Genomic DNA, 15,857 nt, shown 5'->3' on the forward strand with positions numbered 1-15,857 from the left:
GCGGGCCATCAATCTGCGTTCCAGATGAGGGCCGCCGTGCAGGCCGCCGATTTCACCAGCGTGATCGGCTGGAACCCGCATCCCCAGATGCTGACACGGCTGGCCGATACCGCGGCCGAACTGGGTCTGCCCTTCGAGGCGGTCGATCTGGGCCGGCTGGGGGCCGAGGCGGATGTCATCATCTCGATCACCTCGGCCTTCGAGCCGCTGCTGATGGACGCCCATGTGAAGGGCCCGACCCATATCGCCGCGATGGGCACCGATACGCGCGGCAAGCAGGAACTGGACCCGGCCCTCGTCCGTCGTGCCCGGCTTTTCACCGACGAGGTTGCCCAATCCCTCAGCATCGGCGAATTCCAGCACGCCGCGGCGCAGAATATGATTTCCGCCAGCGATGTCACCGCGATAGGCCAGGTCATCATCGGCAATCATCGGGGACGAGACGATGCGCAGATCACCATTTTCGACGGCACCGGCGTCGGGCTGCAGGATCTTGCGGTCGCAGGCGCGGTCGTCGAACGCGCGAAGGAACAGGGAAAGGCCGTCGAGGTCGAGATTTGAGAAAACCGTGACATCCGTGGAAAGGGAGGTCCGCAATGTCTGATGCAAGCTATCCAACCGGCAGCGCCGCGACGGCGCATTCCGTCAACGAGCTGCTGCCGGCGCCGAAACTCGTGACGCTGGGGTTCCAGCACGTGCTGGTCATGTATGCCGGCGCCATCGCGGTGCCGCTGATCGTCGGCCGGGCGCTGCAATTGTCGCCCGAGGAGGTGGCCTTCCTGATCTCGGCCGACCTGTTCGTCTGCGGGATCGTGTCCATCATCCAGAGCCTGGGCGCGACGCAATATTTCGGTATCAAGCTGCCGGTGATGATGGGTGTCACCTTTGCCTCGGTCGGACCGATGGTGGCCATCGCGCAGACGACGCCGGGCCAGGAAGGCGCGCGTGCGCTGTTCGGGGCGATCATCGCCGCCGGCCTGATCGGAATCCTGATCGCGCCCGTGATCAGCAAGATGTTGCGCTTCTTTCCGCCGGTCGTCACCGGCACGCTGATCCTGACCATCGGCATCAGCCTGATGCCGATCGGCATCAACTGGATCTTCGGATTGCAGGGCGGCCCGACCGCGCCCAGGATCGTCGATCCCGAGGCCGTGGCCTGGCTGGACGCGGCGCGTGCGGCGGGCGATGTGCCGGCCAGCGTGGCGCTGGCGGCGAACGTGCCCAACCCGCTTTATGCCTCGGGCAGAAACATCATGATCGCGATCCTGGTTCTGGGCACGATTCTGCTGGTGTCGCGCTATGCGCGCGGCTTTCTGGCCAATATCGCGGTGCTCGTGGGCATCGCGGTGGGCGGAATCGTGGCAGCGGCCCTGGGGATGATGCAGTTCGACAAGGTGGCCACGGCCGAGTGGTTCGCCTTCATCAAGCCGCTGCATTTCGGGATGCCGACCTTCGATCCGATCATGATCCTGACCATGCTGCTGGTCATGCTGGTCACGATGATCGAATCGACCGGCATGTTCCTGGCGCTGAGCGATATCTGCAAGAAGCCACTGAGCCAGAAGTCGCTGGCCGCCGGCTTGCGCGCCGACGGCCTTGGCACGGCGATCGGCGGGTTGTTCAACACCTTTCCCTATACCTCGTTCTCGCAGAATGTCGGACTGGTGGGCGTGACCGGGATCCGGTCGCGCTTCGTCTGCGTGGCCGGAGGCGCGATCATGATCGTGCTGGGGCTGATCCCGAAAATGGGCGCTCTGGTCGAAAGCCTGCCGACCACTGTTCTGGGCGGCGCCGGGCTGGTCATGTTCGGCATGGTCGCCGCCACCGGCGTGAGGATTCTGGCGCGGGTCGATTTCGCATCCAACCGCCATAACCTGTTCATCGTCGCCATCTCGATCGGGGTCGGCATGATCCCCGTGATCGCCCCGGATTTCAACCAGTGGATGCCGAAGGCGATCTATCCGCTGGTCCATTCCGGCATTCTTCTGGCGGCGATCAGCGCGGTGCTGCTGAACTGGTTCTACAACGGCGCGCCCGATATCGACGAGGCGGAACTGCGCGAAGCGGGCCATGTCGCCGAGCATTGACCGCCTGCTGATCCGGGGTGCCGACGTCGTCGTGACCATGGATCAGTCGCGATCCGAGATCGCCTCGGGCGATGTGTTGATCGAGGATGGCAGGATCGTGGCGGTGGGCCGGGGCCTGCCGCCCGATCGTGCCCGCGTGATCGAGGCGGCGGGCTGTGTCGTCACGCCCGGCCTCGTCAACACCCACCACCACCTGTTCCAGACCCTGACCCGCGCGGTGCCCGCCGCACAGGACGCCGCGCTGTTCGGGTGGCTGAAGACATTGTATCCGATCTGGGCCCGGATGGGCCCGGATGACATCCGCCTGTCGGCCGAGATTGGCCTGGCGGAGCTGGCCATGTCGGGCTGCACCTGTTCGTCCGATCATCTCTACATGTTTCCGAACGGCGCGCGGCTGGACGACAGCATCGAGGCCGCGCGGAAGATCGGCATCCGCTTCACCGCCACGCGCGGCGCCATGTCGATCGGCGAAAGCCGGGGCGGACTGCCGCCCGATGCCCTGGTCGAGGACGAGGCCGCGATCCTGCGCGACAGCGAAAGGGTCATCGACGCCTTTCACGATCCGGCGGAAGGCGCGATGGTGCAGGTCGCGCTTGCGCCCTGTTCGCCCTTTTCGGTCAGCCGCGAGTTGATGCGCGACGCAGCGATCCTGGCACGCGACAAGGCCGTGCGGCTGCACACCCACCTGGCCGAGAACGACGAGGATATCCGTTATTCGCTTGCGACTTTCGGGATGCTGCCGGGCGATTACGCCGAAAGCCTGGGCTGGACCGGCGAGGATGTCTGGCACGCCCATTGCGTCAAGTTGTCGGCCCCCGAGATCGACCTGTTCGCGCGGACCGGCACCGGCGTCGCCCATTGCCCCTGTTCCAACGCCCGGCTGGCCAGCGGCATCGCGCCGGTCCGCGCCATGCGCGACGCAGGAGTGGCCGTGGGCCTGGGCGTCGATGGCTCGGCCAGCAACGATTGTTCCCATCTGGGGCTTGAGGCGCGGCAGGCAATGCTGGTTGCCCGGTTGCGCGACGGACCGGCCGCGATGGGCGCGCGCGAGGTGCTGGAGATCGCCACGATCGGCGGGGCGCGCGTGCTGGGGCGGCGCGATATCGGCGCCCTGGCGCCGGGGATGCAGGCCGACCTGGTGCTGTGGGATATCGGCGACTTGCCGGTGGCGGGCCACTGGGATCCGGTCGCGGCGCTGGTCTTCTGCGCGCCGGTCAGGCCAAGGGCCGTCTATGTCCAGGGCCGGGCCATCGTCGGCGAACACCGCCTGCTGAGCGCCGATCCGCGCGAGTTGCAAGGCCGGGCGCAAGCGGCCGTGGCCCGGCTTGCGGGCTGATGCGGCCGGCTTTCGCCGCGGCACATGGCGGGGGGCCTGTTTGCGCCGGCGCTTCCTTCGTGGCGAACCGCCTGGCCATCTGCGGGGAAACATTCTTCCGGGGCCGGGCATGTGCGATTATGCACCAGATGTAAAGACTGCCTTGCCTCTGCCGTGTCTCGCCTGTCGTGGCGGATCGGTTATCAATCAGGCGGCAATCATCAGGGGAGGCGAGGATGCCGGGATTTCTGACAACCCATGTTCTTGATACCGCCCGCGGCGCTCCGGCCGAGGGGATGGAGGTGGCGCTGTATCGGCTGACGGACGGGCAGCGAACCGAACTGGCGCGGCTTCGCACCAATGCGGACGGCCGCACCGACCGGCCGATCCTGCCAGAGGCGGATTTCGCGACGGGAACCTACGAGTTGCAGTTTCACGCGGGCGCGTGGATGGATGCGACCGGCATCGCGGCGGAAAACCCGCGCTTTCTGGACCTGATCCCGATCCGGTTCGGAATGTCGCAGGACGATCACTATCATGTCCCGCTGCTGATCTCGCCCTTCGGATTTTCAACCTATCGGGGAAGCTGAGCGATGGTTCCGGATCACGTCGTCATCTGGGAATGGCTGGCCTTCGCCATTCGCTGGACCCATGTCATCACCGCGATCGCCTGGATCGGGTCATCCTTCTATTTCATCGCGCTGGATCTGGGGCTGCAAAAGGCGCCGCATCTGCCGAAAGGCGCCCATGGCGAGGAATGGCAGGTCCATGGCGGCGGCTTCTACCATATCCAGAAATACCTGGTCGCGCCCGAGCGGATGCCCGAACATCTGACCTGGTTCAAATGGGAAAGCTATTCGACATGGCTGTCGGGCGCGGCCTTGCTGATGGTCACCTACTGGGCGAATTCGCAGCTGTTCCTGATCGATCCCGCGAAGATGGATCTGGTGACCTGGCAGGCGGTGCTGATTTCGGCGGGATCGCTGGCGCTTGGCTGGCTGATCTATGACCGGCTTTGCAAATCGCCGCTGGGCGAACGTCCGACGGTGCTGATGCTGCTGTTGTTCGCGGCGCTGGTGGCGATGGGCTGGGGTTACGATCAGGTCTTCACCGGCCGCGCCGCGCTGCTGCATCTGGGCGCCTTCACCGCGACGATCATGACCGCGAACGTGTTTCTGGTCATCATGCCCAATCAGCGGATCGTCGTCGCCGACCTGAAGGCCGGGCGCGCGCCGGATCCGAAATACGGCAAGATCGCCAAGCTGCGTTCGACCCACAACAACTACCTGACGCTGCCGGTCATCTTCCTGATGCTGTCCAACCATTACCCGCTGGCCTTCGCCAGCCAGTACAACTGGCTGATCGCCGCGCTGATCTTTCTGATGGGCGTCACGATCCGGCATTTCTTCAACACCATGCATTCGCGCAAGGGCGAATTGTGGTGGACCTGGCTGGTGACGGCGGTTCTGTTCATCATGATCATGTGGCTCAGCTCGGCCGGACTGAATCAGGACAGCTACGAACAGGCCGAGGCCCGCACCCTGTCCCCGTCCGAACAGCGTTTCGCCGATGCCGAGGGCTTCCAGCAGGTCAGCGACATCGTGATGGGCCGCTGCGCGATGTGCCATGCGCGGCAGCCGGGCTATGAAGGTATCTATCACGCGCCGAAGGGGATCTTTCTCGAAACCCCCGCAGACATCGCCCGCGCCGCGCGCGAGATCTATGTGCAGGCGGGACTGACCGACGCGATGCCGCCCGCCAATGTCAGCTTTATCGAACCGGAAGAGCGGGCCCGCATCATTCGCTGGTTCCGGGCGGCGGGCGCCGCCGATACGGCCGGGATGTAGGGGTCTGGCCTCTGATGCCGATGCCGGCGGGGGCGCGGCGACAGGTTGCCGCCGCGCCGGAAGATTTCTCAGACAGCCGCGCGGCGGCGTTTCCTGATGGCACCCAGAAAGCCCAGGCCACCCATCAGCAGCAGCCCCGTCGCGGGCAGAGGCACGGGCGACAATTCGGCCGCGGCAACGGGCAGCGTCGCGTCATATCCCGCCGGCAGCAGATTGCCTTCCCCGTCCTGGCGCACGCCGTCGGGCACGGTCTGGCCGTGAACGACGTATTCGCGCAGGAACAGCGGGAAAAGATCCGCCGCGGTGTAGTTGACGCGCGAGACCGGACTGAAGAAGACCGCGTCGTCGGTCAGATCGAAGTCGAGGTCATAGGACAGATTTCCCGAAGCGTCGGAAATCGGCCCGGTATGAACCTTGGACGGGTCGCTCGAAGGCAGCGCCAGCGACGGCTCCAGCGACAGCAGGATGTCGCCGTAATTCGGCAGCGCCTCCAGCACTTCCACAAATCCGTCCTTGTCCGTGTCCAGATCGGCCGTGGGCAGGATCGAATCCTTGGGCGTGCCATCTTCGTTGAAGCGGCCATGGACGTGGTTGATGTGCAGGGCGTTCGGCTCCAGCCCCATGATCCGGGCACTGACCGTCAGCAGAGTCAGCGCCTCATTCACCACGAAAGTGACGCTTCCGCTCACCCCCGAGTTGTTCAGTTCGACCAGATTTGCCTTGAAGGTTGCAGTCCAACCCGCAGCCGGCAGGCCGAGAATCATCGCCGTGGCCGCGGCGGCTATCGTTTTCTTTTTATTACGCAAAGACTTACCTCCTGATACCGGCTATCCGACAGCGGATGCCGCCGTTAACCTTAACCGGCTGGACAGGTCGCCCACCCGATTTCTCGGACTATGCTCATCACCTCGTCGTGAAGCCGTCGTGATGAAGGGGCCATGCGACCGGCTGCGAGGGCTAGAAGATTTTCTTCAACTCGCGCACGGAATGGTCGGCGAACATGCGGACCTTGGGATCCTGCAACCGACGATGCGGGGTCAGGCAGCCGAATTGCGAGGGCGGCGGCGGCGTGCCGGGCAGAACCTCGACCAGCCGGCCCGCCGCCAGATCGGCGGCCACCTCGTATCGCGGCCGGTTGGCGATGCCGTGTCCGGCAAGCGCCCAACCTGTCAGCACGTCGCCGTCATCCGTGTCATAGCGGCCGCCGACCATCATTTTCTGCGGCCCCTCGGCGGTATCCAGAACCCAGAAATATTCCGGACTGCGCGGATATCGCAGCAGCAGGCAGTTGTGATCGGCCAGATCCTCGGGGCGTTTCGGCGTGCCTTGCGCGGCCAGGTAGGCGGGCGCGGCGACCAGCACACGCGGCGCGTCCGCGATCTTGCGCCATTTCAGCGCGGAATCCGCAGGGTCGCCAAGAAAGAAAGCCAGATCAATGGCATCCTCGACGATATTCACGTTTCGGTCGGACAGGCGCAAGCGCACATCGACGCCGGGATTCTCGGCGCAGAAGGGCGGGATCAGCGGCGCGATCAGACGCCGGCCCAGACCAAGGGGCGCGGTCAGCCGGATCACGCCCTGCGGCTTGCCGGAAAAGCTGCTGACCATCGCCTCGGCCTCGTCCAGCGTGTCGATGACGCGGCGGGCATGGTCATAGAAGCTGCGGCCGATCTCGGTCGTGGTCAGCTTGCGGGTGGTGCGGTTCAGCAGCCGCACGCCGAAGCGGTTTTCCAGATCCTTGATCCGGTTCGAGGCGACGGCTGGCGACAGCCGCAGATCGCGCCCGCCCGCGGTGATCGAGCCAAGCTCGACCACACGGACGAAAACACGCAGGCTTTCGAGATAGGACATTTGCGTAGGCCGCTTTCAACGTTTCGTGTAAAGTCTTCCGCGTCGCGAGTGATTTCGCAATCCTTTTTTCCGGCCTACCTTTCCGGACGGGTTCACAGCGAGGAGGAATGCCATGACGCCCCGATTGCGCTTTCTGCTGAACGATCAGGAGATAAGCCTCGGCGAGGTCGGCGCCGCCGACACGCTGCTGGACTTCCTGCGCATCTCGCGCCGTCTGACCGGCACCAAGGAGGGCTGTGCCGAGGGCGATTGCGGCGCCTGCACGGTGCTGTTGGGCCGACTGACCGGATCCGGGCTGATCTATGAGCCGATCAACGCCTGCATCCGCTTTCTGGCATCCTGCCACGGCTGCCACATTGTCACGGTCGAACATCTGCGCGGACCCAAGGGCGGTCTGCATCCGATCCAGAAGGCGATGGTCGCCCATCACGGCAGCCAGTGCGGCTTCTGCACGCCGGGTATCGTGATGGCCCTCTACGGCCTGTGGATGAGCAACCCGGAGGCGGGCGTGGCCCAGATCGAGGAGGCCTTGCAAGGCAACCTGTGCCGCTGCACCGGATACGAGCCGATCGTCAAGGCGGCGCTGGCCGCCGGCCGCGAGGGCGGACAGGCGCGCGATGCGCTGACCCTTGAACGCGAAACGGTTGCCGGAAGGTTGCAGGGCATGTGGGGCCGGCGGGTGGAATTGTCCAGGGATGGCCAGCGCGCCATCATCCCTGCCGATACCGACGATCTGGCCTCCGTGCTGGCAGAGAACCCCGAAGCCACGCTGGTCGCGGGCGCGACCGATGTGGGTCTGTGGGTGACGAAATTCCTGCGCGACATTTCCCCGGCGGTGTTCATCGGCCATCTGATGAAGGGTATCCGCGTCGAGGGCGATCAGATCCGTCTGGGCGCGGGCGTGACCTATTCCGAGGCCGCGCCGCTGATCGCAAGGCACATCCCGGCCGCGCATGATTACTGGCTGCGCATCGGCGGCTGGCAGGTGCGCAACATGGGCACGATCGGGGCGAATATCGCCAACGGATCCCCCATCGGGGACACGCCGCCCCTGCTGATCGCGCTTGGCGCGCGGATCGTGCTGCGCAGGGGCGCGGCGCGGCGCGAGGTCGCGTTGCAGGATTTCTTCATCGATTACGGCAAGCAGGACCGTCAGCCCGACGAGTTCGTCGAGGAGATCGTGATACCGACCCGCCCGAATGCACGGGTCGCGGCCTACAAGATCAGCAAGCGCCGCGACAGCGACATCACCGCCGTCGCCGCCGGTTTTTGCCTGAGCGTTGAAAATGATGTCATCACCGAGGCGCGCATCGCCTTTGGCGGCATGGCGGCCATCCCGAAACGCGCCGCCCGCGCCGAGGCCGCATTGACCGGCCAGCCCTTCGCGGTCGAAAGCTTCGAAGCGGCCGCCGATGCCGTGGCCGAAGATTTCCAGCCGCTCAGCGACTGGCGGGCCAGCGCCGAATACCGGCAGGCCGTCGCGGCCAATCTGTTCCGCCGTTTCTGGCTGGAACAATCCGAACCGGATCTGCCGGTGCGGCTGAATCACGCGGCAGGAGTTTGACGATGAAGGACGACACCACCATCCGCGGCCTGGCCCACAGCGAAACAGCCCATGACAGCGCCATCAAGCATGTCACCGGCCGGGCCGACTACACCGACGATCTTCCCGAGCCTCAGGGTCTGATCCATGCCTATCTGGGCCTGTCGGAATGCGCGCATGGCCGGATCACCGGCATGGATTTCACCGACACGCTGGCCCATCCCGGCGTGCTGGGCGTGCTGACCGCCGCCGACCTGCCGGGCGTCAACGATGTCTCGCCCAATGGCAAGCATGACGATCCGGTCTTCGCCCAGGACCATGTGCTGTTCTGGGGCCAGCCGGTCTTCGCCGTTATCGCCGAGAGCCGCGATCAGGCCCGCCGCGCTGCGCAGAAGGCGCAGATCGAGTATGAGGCCCTGCCCTTCGCGCTGGATCCGATCGCCGCCCGGGATGCGGGTCATGATTATGTGACCGATCCGCTGACCCTGCGGCGCGGCGATGCCCGTGCCGCGATGGCGACGGCGCCGCGTCGCATCAAGGGCCGTTTCGGCATCGGCGGGCAGGATCACTTCTATCTCGAAGGTCAGATCGCCATGGCCGTGCCCGGCGAGGACGAGGATGTGGTCATCAATGTCTCGACCCAGCACCCGTCCGAGGTGCAGCACATGGTCGCCCATGTTCTGGACGTGCCCAGCCATTCGGTCGTCGTGAACGTGCGCCGCATGGGCGGCGGCTTTGGCGGCAAGGAAACGCAGATGAACCTGTTCGCCTGCGTTGCCGCCGTCGCCGCGAAACGCTGGAATCGCGCGGTCAAGATTCGTCCCGACCGCGACGACGACATGATCGCCACCGGCAAGCGCCATGACTTCGTCGTGGATTACGAAGTCGGCTTCGACGACGACGGGCATATCCTCGCCGTCGATGGCGACTGGTATGCGCGCTGCGGTTTCTCGGCCGATCTGTCCGGCCCCGTCACCGACCGGGCGCTGTTCCACGCCGACAACGCCTATTTCTACCCCGATGTCGAATTGCGCAGCCATCCGCTGCGCACCCACACCGTCAGCAATACCGCCTTTCGCGGCTTCGGCGGCCCGCAGGGCGTGATCGTGGCCGAACGGATGATCGAGGAAATCGCCTATGCCCTTGGCCGCGACCCCTACGAGATCCGGCGGAAGAACCTGTATCGGAACGGCCAGTTGACCCCCTATCATCAGCCGGTCGAGGATCAGATCCTGCCGCGCATCTTTCAGGAACTGGAAACCGACTGCGATTATCACGCTCGCCGTCAGGCGGTGCTGGACTGGAACGCGAAGGCTGGCGTGATCCGCAAGGGCATCGCGCTGACACCGGTGAAATTCGGCATCAGTTTCACCGCGACCTGGTTCAACCAGGCCGGTTCGCTGATCCATGTCTATTCCGACGGCTCGATTTCGCTGAACCATGGCGGCACCGAGATGGGGCAGGGGCTGAATACCAAGGTCGCCCAGATCGTGGCCGAGGCGTTCCAATGCGACATATCCCGGATCAAGATCACCCGCACGACGACCGAAAAGGTGCCCAATACCTCGGCCACGGCGGCCTCGTCGGGCAGCGACCTGAACGGCATGGCCGCGCTGGACGCGGCCGAACAGATCAAGGCGCGACTGATCGATTTCGTCGCCGAGCGCTGGCAGGCCCCGCGCGACGAGGTGCGCTTCATCCCCGGTCATATCCGCGCGGGCGGGCAGGACGTTCCCTTCGACGAGGTGATCGCCGCGGCCTACATGGCGCGCATTCACCTGTCGGCGGCGGGCTTTTACAAGACGCCCAAGATCCACTGGGACCGCGCGACGGGTCGCGGCCGGCCCTTCTATTACTTTGCCTACGGCGCGGCGGTGTCCGAGGTTTCGGTCGATACGCTGACGGGCGAATACGTGATCGACCGGACCGATGTGATCCACGATGTCGGCCGCTCGCTGAACCCGGCCATCGACAAGGGGCAGATCGAGGGTGCCTTCGTCCAGGGCGCCGGCTGGCTGACCTGCGAGGAATTGTGGTGGGACGACAAGGGACAATTGCGCACCCATGCGCCCTCGACCTACAAGATCCCGCTGGCCTCGGACAGGCCGCGTGTCTTCAACGTGAAGCTGGCCGACTGGTCGGAAAACGCCGAACGCACGATCAAGCGGTCCAAGGCCGTGGGCGAACCGCCCTTCATGCTGGGCATCAGCGTCTTCGAGGCGATCAACATGGCCGTCGCGTCGATCGGCGACTACCGCGAACCGGCGCGGCTGGATGCGCCGGCCACGCCCGAACGCGTGCTGATGGCCGTGAACCGGCTTCGGGGATGATCCGGGTCCGCGTCATCGCGACGTCGGGATCGACTCCGCGCGATGCCGGGGCCGAAATGATCGTCGAGCCCCATCGCGTCACCGGCACGATCGGCGGCGGACAGCTGGAATACATGGCCATCGACCGCGCCCGGCAGATGATCGCGCGCTCCGAGGAAAGCGCGCGGATGGAGGTTCCGCTGGGCCCCGAGATCGGCCAGTGCTGCGGCGGCCGCGTCACCTTGTGCCTGGACCGCGAGCCGTCTGCCCTCGAAGACCATCCCGACGCGCTGATCTTCGGTGCGGGCCATGTCGGCCGGGCGCTGGCGCTGGCGCTGCAACCGCTGCCGGTCAACGTCACCCTGATCGATCAGCGCGCGCCGGAGCTGGCGCAGGCCGCCCCCGGCATCGAAACCCGCATGTCGCCGCTGCCCGAAGCCCTGATTCGCGCCGCCCGCCCCGGCAGCGCCGTCGTCATCCTGACCCATGATCACGCGCTGGACTTCCTGCTGGCCGCCGAGGCGCTGAGCCGCGACGATTTGTGCTATGTCGGCATGATCGGCAGCGCCACGAAACGTGCCCGCTTCAGCGGTTTCGCCCGCAAGCAGGGCCTCGATCCGGCGCCGCTGGTCTGTCCCATCGGCGCCGGCCTGACACGTGACAAGCGCCCCTCCGTCATCGCCGCCACCACCGCCGCCGAGCTGATCGCCCGGCTGACCGCCACTTCTTCGTTGAACAAATACCCATGCAACAGCTGATCCGGGGCCGCGTCCTCGATTTTCATGCCGACCCGGCGGAAACCGCGGACAATCACCGCTACCTCGAAGACGGCGCCGTCCTGATCGACGATGGCCGCATCCTGGCCGTCGACGACTACGCGGTTCTGGCCAGGCCGGGGATTGCGGAAATCGACCATCGCCCGAACCTCATCCTGCCCGGTTTCATCGATACCCATATCCATTTCCCGCAGGTTCAGGTGGTGGCCAGTTGGGGTACGCAGCTTCTGGACTGGCTGAATACCTATACCTTCCCCGAAGAGGCGCGCTTCAACCAGCAGGGTCACGCCCCGGCCATGGCCGACGCCTTCCTGAACCTGCTGACCGACCACGGCACGACCACGGCTGTCGCCTTCTGCTCGGTCCATCCCGAAAGCGCCGAGGCGCTGTTCACCGCCGCCCATGCCCGGAACATGGCCATGATCGCCGGCAAGGTGATGATGGACCGCAACGCCCCGCCCCAGGTTCTGGACACCCCGCAGCAGGGCTATGACGACAGCAAGGCGCTGATCGAACGCTGGCACGGCAAGGGGCGGCAGCGTTACGCCATTACCCCGCGCTTCGCCATCACCTCGACGCCCGAGCAGATGGCGGCCACGCGCCGGCTTGTCCAAGAATTTCCCGATTGCCATATCCAGACGCATCTGTCCGAAAACCTGGACGAGATCGCCTTCACGCTGGGCCTCTATCCCGACGCCCGCGACTACCTGGACATCTACGAAACCTACGGCCTGCTTTCGGAAAAACTGCTTCTGGGCCATTCCATCCACCTGCGCCCGCGCGAGATCACTCGCATGGCCGAAACCGGCAGCCGCGCCGTCTTCTGCCCGACCTCGAACCTGTTTCTCGGCTCGGGCCTGTTCGACGAGGCCGGGCTGCGGACGGCGGGGATCGCCTGCGGCATCGCTACCGATATTGGCGGCGGCACCAGCTATTCGATGCTGCAGACCCTGAACGAGGGCTACAAGATTCTGCAACTGCGCGGGCAGAAGCTGCATCCCCTGGCGGCCTTCCACTGGGTCACGCGCGGCAATGCGCAAGCCCTGGGCTTGCAGGACGAGATCGGCACGCTGGCCGCCGGCAGCGCCGCCGATCTGGTCGTTCTGGACAGCCGCGCGACGCCGGCGATGGCGCTGCGCGCCCAACGCGCCGGAACGCTGGCCGAGGAATTGTTCATCCTTCAGATCATGGGCGACGACCGCGCCGTGGCGCAGACCTATGTCGCGGGCAAGCCGATGAAATCGGCGGACTAGATCAAATCCCGCGCGGCCGCTTGGCGGGGGCGGCGCCTTCGGTTATGGCTGGGCGCAGCATGACCAGAGGCGCGCGCGTGTTCTATCCCCTTGCCAGCACGACCTGGGACGATGCCGAATGCCGGGCGCTGCAACGCGTCATCGTCTCGGGTCGGCACACGATGGGCCCCGAGGTCGCGGCCTTCGAAACCGCCTTTGCCGCGCGTGTCGGCAGCCAGCACGCGGTGATGGCCTCGTCGGGATCGGCCGCGAACCTGCTGGCGCTGGCGGCGGCCTTCTGGCACCCCGATCTGGACTGGCGCGCCGGCGACGAGGTGATCGTGCCCGCGGTCAGCTGGTCCACGAGCTATTTCCCGGTGACGCAGACCGGCCTGAAACTGCGCTTCGTGGATGTCGAGGCGTCCACGCTGAACATCGATCCCGATCTGGCCTGCGCCGCGATCACGCCACGGACGCGCGCGATCCTGGCGGTGAACCTGCTGGGCAATCCGGCGCGGCTGGACCGGCTGCGCGCCATCTGCGACCGCCACGACCTGCTGCTCATCGAGGATAATTGCGAATCCATGGGCGCCTCGCTGGACGGGCGGGCGGCCGGGGCATGGGGGGATCTGGGCACGTTTTCCAGCTTCTTCTCGCATCATATCTGCACGATGGAAGGCGGCATGGTCGTCACCAACGATCGCAAGCTGCACCACAACCTGATCTGCCTGCGTGCCCATGGCTGGACCCGCGGCCTGCCCGACGACACCCATCTGCCGGTCGATCCAGACCCGTTCCAGCGTCAGTTCCGCTTCGTGCTGCCCGGCTATAACCTGCGCCCGCTGGAGATGGAGGGGGCGACGGGAACCGAACAGTTACGCAAGCTGCCGGAATTCGTCGAGGAACGGCGCCGCAACGCCGCGATCTTCGGGAAGGCTTTCGCGGACCATCCCGATCTGGATATCCAGGCCGAAACCGGCATGTCGTCGTGGTTCGGCTTCGCGATGATCCTGAAGAATCGGCTGGCGGGCCGTCGTGGCGCCCTTGTCGCCGCGCTGACCCAGGGCGGGATCGAAAGCCGCCCCGTCGTCGCCGGAAATTTCCTGAACAATCCCGTCATCGCCAAGCTGGATCACAGCGTCGCGGGACCGATTGTCGCGGCCGATCGCATTGACCGCGACGGCTTGTTCACCGGCAACCACCATTACCCGATCCCCGACCAGATCGCGCGCCTGCGCGAGATCGTGGACCGCGTCGCGGGACAGGCATGACGAGACGCGCCTTCATCACCGGGATCACCGGGCAGGACGGGGCCTATCTGGCCGATCTGCTGCTGGAAAAGGGCTACGAGGTTCACGGGCTCAAGCGCCGGTCATCCAGCTTCAATACCGCGCGAATCGACCATCTGTCGATCGACCCGCACCGCAACCGGCGCTTTCATCTGCATTACGGCGACATGACCGATGGCAGCGCGCTGATCCGCACCCTGGCGGAAATCCGGCCGGACGAGATCTACAACCTCGCCGCCCAATCCCATGTCCGCGTCAGTTTCGACATGCCGGAATACACCGCCAATGCCGATGCCATCGGCCCTCTGCGTCTGCTGGAGGCGATGCGATTGCTGAACCTGGCCGGAACGCGCTTCTATCAGGCCTCGACATCCGAGCTGTACGGCAAGGCGGCCGAGGTGCCGCAGACAGAGACGACGCCGTTTCATCCGCGCTCGCCCTATGGCGCGGCCAAGCTTTATGCCTACTGGATCACGGTGAATTACCGCGAGGCCTATGGCCTGTTCGCGTCCAACGGCATCCTGTTCAACCATGAAAGCCCGGTCCGGGGCGAAACCTTCGTGACGCGCAAGATCACCCGCGCGGTGGCCGCCTTGCAGATGGGACTTCAGGATTGTCTCTATCTGGGCAATCTGGACGCCCTGCGCGACTGGGGTCACGCACGAGACTATGCCGAGGGCATGTGGCGGATCCTGCAACACGACAGGGCCGAAGATTTCGTTCTGGCCACGGGCCGGACCCACAGCGTCCGCGATTTCTGCGAGGCGGCCTTTGCCGAGACCGGCACCCGGCTGGAATGGCGCGGCGCGGGGCTGGACGAGACCGGGCACGACGCGGCCACGGGGCGCTGCCTGATCCGCATCGACCCGACCTATTTCCGCCCCGCCGAGGTGGACGTCCTGCAAGGCGACGCCGCCAAGGCCCGCGCTCTGCTTGGCTGGACATCGCGCATCTCTTTCGCGCAACTTGTGGCCGAAATGGTCGCCGAGGACCGGCGGCTTCTGGAAACCGAAAGGCTGGCGCGCCGCGCCTATGGGGTCATGGAATGAAGACGATCACTCCGGTGCTGATGGCGGGCGGTTCAGGGACGCGGCTATGGCCGGTCTCGCGCAAGGCCTTCCCGAAACAATTCGCGGCGCTGATCGGGGATGAGACGCTGTTTCAGGCCTCGGCCCGACGGCTGTCCGGACCGGGCTATGCCCCGCCGATCGTGATGACCAACGCGGATTTCCGTTTCATCGTGGCCGAACAGCTGGATCAGCTTGGGCTTGAACCCGCAGCGATCGCGATCGAACCGGCGGGACGCAACACAGCGCCCGCGATCCTTGCGGCGGCGCTGATGGTCGCCGACGACGATCCCGAGCGGCTGCTGCTGGTGGCGCCCTCGGATCATGTCATTCCGGATCCGAAGGCCTTTGCGGCGGCCGTGTCCGAAGGCGCGCAGGCCGCGAAGCAGGGGCGCATCGTCACCTTCGGCATCACCCCGGACCGCCCCGAAACAGGCTATGGCTATCTGGAACTGGCCGGCGGTGGCGAGGGTCCCCAGCCTCTGGCGCGTTTCGTTGAAAAGCCTGACGCGGAACGCGCGGCGCAGATGCTGGCGCAGGG

The 15,857-nt window shown here is 65.6% G+C and carries 13 protein-coding genes and 1 pseudogene; 12 read left to right on the forward strand and 2 right to left on the reverse strand.

Going from position 1 to position 15,857, the window contains the following annotated elements; genetic code table 11:
- From B4L36_RS05415 to B4L36_RS05435, 5 genes and pseudogenes are all read left to right on the forward strand, one after another.
- A pseudogene (locus tag B4L36_RS05415) lies at positions 1-561 on the forward strand (ornithine cyclodeaminase family protein); the annotation flags it as partial.
- Positions 562-596: 35 nt separating this feature from the next.
- A complete protein-coding gene (locus B4L36_RS05420) occupies positions 597-2,087 on the forward strand; it encodes a nucleobase:cation symporter-2 family protein (protein WP_292953524.1) in 1,491 nt (496 codons plus the stop codon).
- Entirely contained in the window at positions 2,071-3,423 is a 1,353-nt protein-coding gene (locus tag B4L36_RS05425) for an 8-oxoguanine deaminase (RefSeq protein ID WP_292953527.1), read from the forward strand. The genes B4L36_RS05420 and B4L36_RS05425 overlap by 17 nt, the downstream gene beginning before the upstream one ends.
- 215 nt (positions 3,424-3,638) lie before the next feature.
- Positions 3,639-3,992 (forward strand): hydroxyisourate hydrolase, encoded by a 354-nt coding sequence (gene uraH, locus B4L36_RS05430; RefSeq protein WP_292953530.1) that lies wholly within the window; start codon positions 3,639-3,641, stop codon positions 3,990-3,992.
- A 3-nt stretch (positions 3,993-3,995) separates the two neighbouring features.
- Positions 3,996-5,249, forward strand: coding sequence for a urate hydroxylase PuuD (locus B4L36_RS05435; RefSeq protein WP_292953533.1), 1,254 nt, complete (start codon positions 3,996-3,998; stop codon positions 5,247-5,249).
- Between the two features lie 68 nt (positions 5,250-5,317).
- On the opposite strand, the gene B4L36_RS05440 is transcribed toward B4L36_RS05435, so the two are convergent.
- Positions 5,318-6,013, reverse strand: coding sequence for a hypothetical protein (locus tag B4L36_RS05440; RefSeq protein ID WP_292953536.1), 696 nt, complete (start codon positions 6,011-6,013; stop codon positions 5,318-5,320).
- 193 nt (positions 6,014-6,206) lie between these two features.
- Positions 6,207-7,100, reverse strand: coding sequence for a LysR family transcriptional regulator (locus B4L36_RS05445; RefSeq protein ID WP_292953539.1), 894 nt, complete (start codon positions 7,098-7,100; stop codon positions 6,207-6,209).
- A 112-nt stretch (positions 7,101-7,212) separates the two neighbouring features.
- Here B4L36_RS05445 and xdhA point away from each other — a divergent pair, with 112 nt between their 5' ends.
- From xdhA to B4L36_RS05480, 7 genes are all read left to right on the forward strand, one after another.
- The gene (gene xdhA, locus B4L36_RS05450; protein ID WP_292953542.1) at positions 7,213-8,664 is read left to right on the forward strand and encodes a xanthine dehydrogenase small subunit; all 1,452 of its coding nucleotides are present in this window, start codon (positions 7,213-7,215) and stop codon (positions 8,662-8,664) included.
- A 2-nt stretch (positions 8,665-8,666) separates the two neighbouring features.
- Complete coding sequence (gene xdhB, locus B4L36_RS05455; RefSeq protein ID WP_292953544.1) at positions 8,667-10,973, forward strand: xanthine dehydrogenase molybdopterin binding subunit; 2,307 nt, start codon at positions 8,667-8,669, stop codon at positions 10,971-10,973.
- On the forward strand, positions 10,970-11,710 hold the full coding sequence (xdhC, locus tag B4L36_RS05460) for a xanthine dehydrogenase accessory protein XdhC (RefSeq protein WP_292953547.1): 741 nt from the start codon (positions 10,970-10,972) through the stop codon (positions 11,708-11,710). Before xdhB ends, xdhC begins: the two co-directional genes overlap by 4 nt.
- Positions 11,698-12,981, forward strand: a complete 1,284-nt coding sequence (gene guaD, locus B4L36_RS05465) for a guanine deaminase (protein WP_292953550.1) — start codon at positions 11,698-11,700, stop codon at positions 12,979-12,981. Before xdhC ends, guaD begins: the two co-directional genes overlap by 13 nt.
- Positions 12,982-13,058: 77 nt before the next feature.
- A complete protein-coding gene (locus tag B4L36_RS05470; RefSeq protein ID WP_292953553.1) occupies positions 13,059-14,231 on the forward strand; it encodes a DegT/DnrJ/EryC1/StrS family aminotransferase in 1,173 nt (390 codons plus the stop codon).
- Positions 14,228-15,298, forward strand: coding sequence for a GDP-mannose 4,6-dehydratase (gene gmd / locus B4L36_RS05475; protein ID WP_292953556.1), 1,071 nt, complete (start codon positions 14,228-14,230; stop codon positions 15,296-15,298). Before B4L36_RS05470 ends, gmd begins: the two co-directional genes overlap by 4 nt.
- Positions 15,295-15,857 (forward strand): mannose-1-phosphate guanylyltransferase (locus tag B4L36_RS05480; protein WP_292953559.1); only part of this gene is annotated, 563 nt, incomplete at its 3' end. The genes gmd and B4L36_RS05480, both read left to right, overlap by 4 nt.

The sequence above is a fragment of the Paracoccus sp. UBA889 genome (assembly GCA_002294185.1).
Taxonomy (GTDB): domain Bacteria; phylum Pseudomonadota; class Alphaproteobacteria; order Rhodobacterales; family Rhodobacteraceae; genus Paracoccus.

Coding starts and splice junctions, on each gene's coding strand:
- B4L36_RS05420 (WP_292953524.1), top strand. CDS start 597: ATGTCTGATGCAAGCTATCCAACCGGCAGCGCCGCGACGGCGCATTCC.
- B4L36_RS05425 (WP_292953527.1), top strand. CDS start 2,071: ATGTCGCCGAGCATTGACCGCCTGCTGATCCGGGGTGCCGACGTCGTC.
- uraH (WP_292953530.1), top strand. CDS start 3,639: ATGCCGGGATTTCTGACAACCCATGTTCTTGATACCGCCCGCGGCGCT.
- B4L36_RS05435 (WP_292953533.1), top strand. CDS start 3,996: ATGGTTCCGGATCACGTCGTCATCTGGGAATGGCTGGCCTTCGCCATT.
- B4L36_RS05440 (WP_292953536.1), bottom strand. CDS start 6,013: ATGATTCTCGGCCTGCCGGCTGCGGGTTGGACTGCAACCTTCAAGGCA.
- B4L36_RS05445 (WP_292953539.1), bottom strand. CDS start 7,100: ATGTCCTATCTCGAAAGCCTGCGTGTTTTCGTCCGTGTGGTCGAGCTT.
- xdhA (WP_292953542.1), top strand. CDS start 7,213: ATGACGCCCCGATTGCGCTTTCTGCTGAACGATCAGGAGATAAGCCTC.
- xdhB (WP_292953544.1), top strand. CDS start 8,667: ATGAAGGACGACACCACCATCCGCGGCCTGGCCCACAGCGAAACAGCC.
- xdhC (WP_292953547.1), top strand. CDS start 10,970: ATGATCCGGGTCCGCGTCATCGCGACGTCGGGATCGACTCCGCGCGAT.
- guaD (WP_292953550.1), top strand. CDS start 11,698: ATGCAACAGCTGATCCGGGGCCGCGTCCTCGATTTTCATGCCGACCCG.
- gmd (WP_292953556.1), top strand. CDS start 14,228: ATGACGAGACGCGCCTTCATCACCGGGATCACCGGGCAGGACGGGGCC.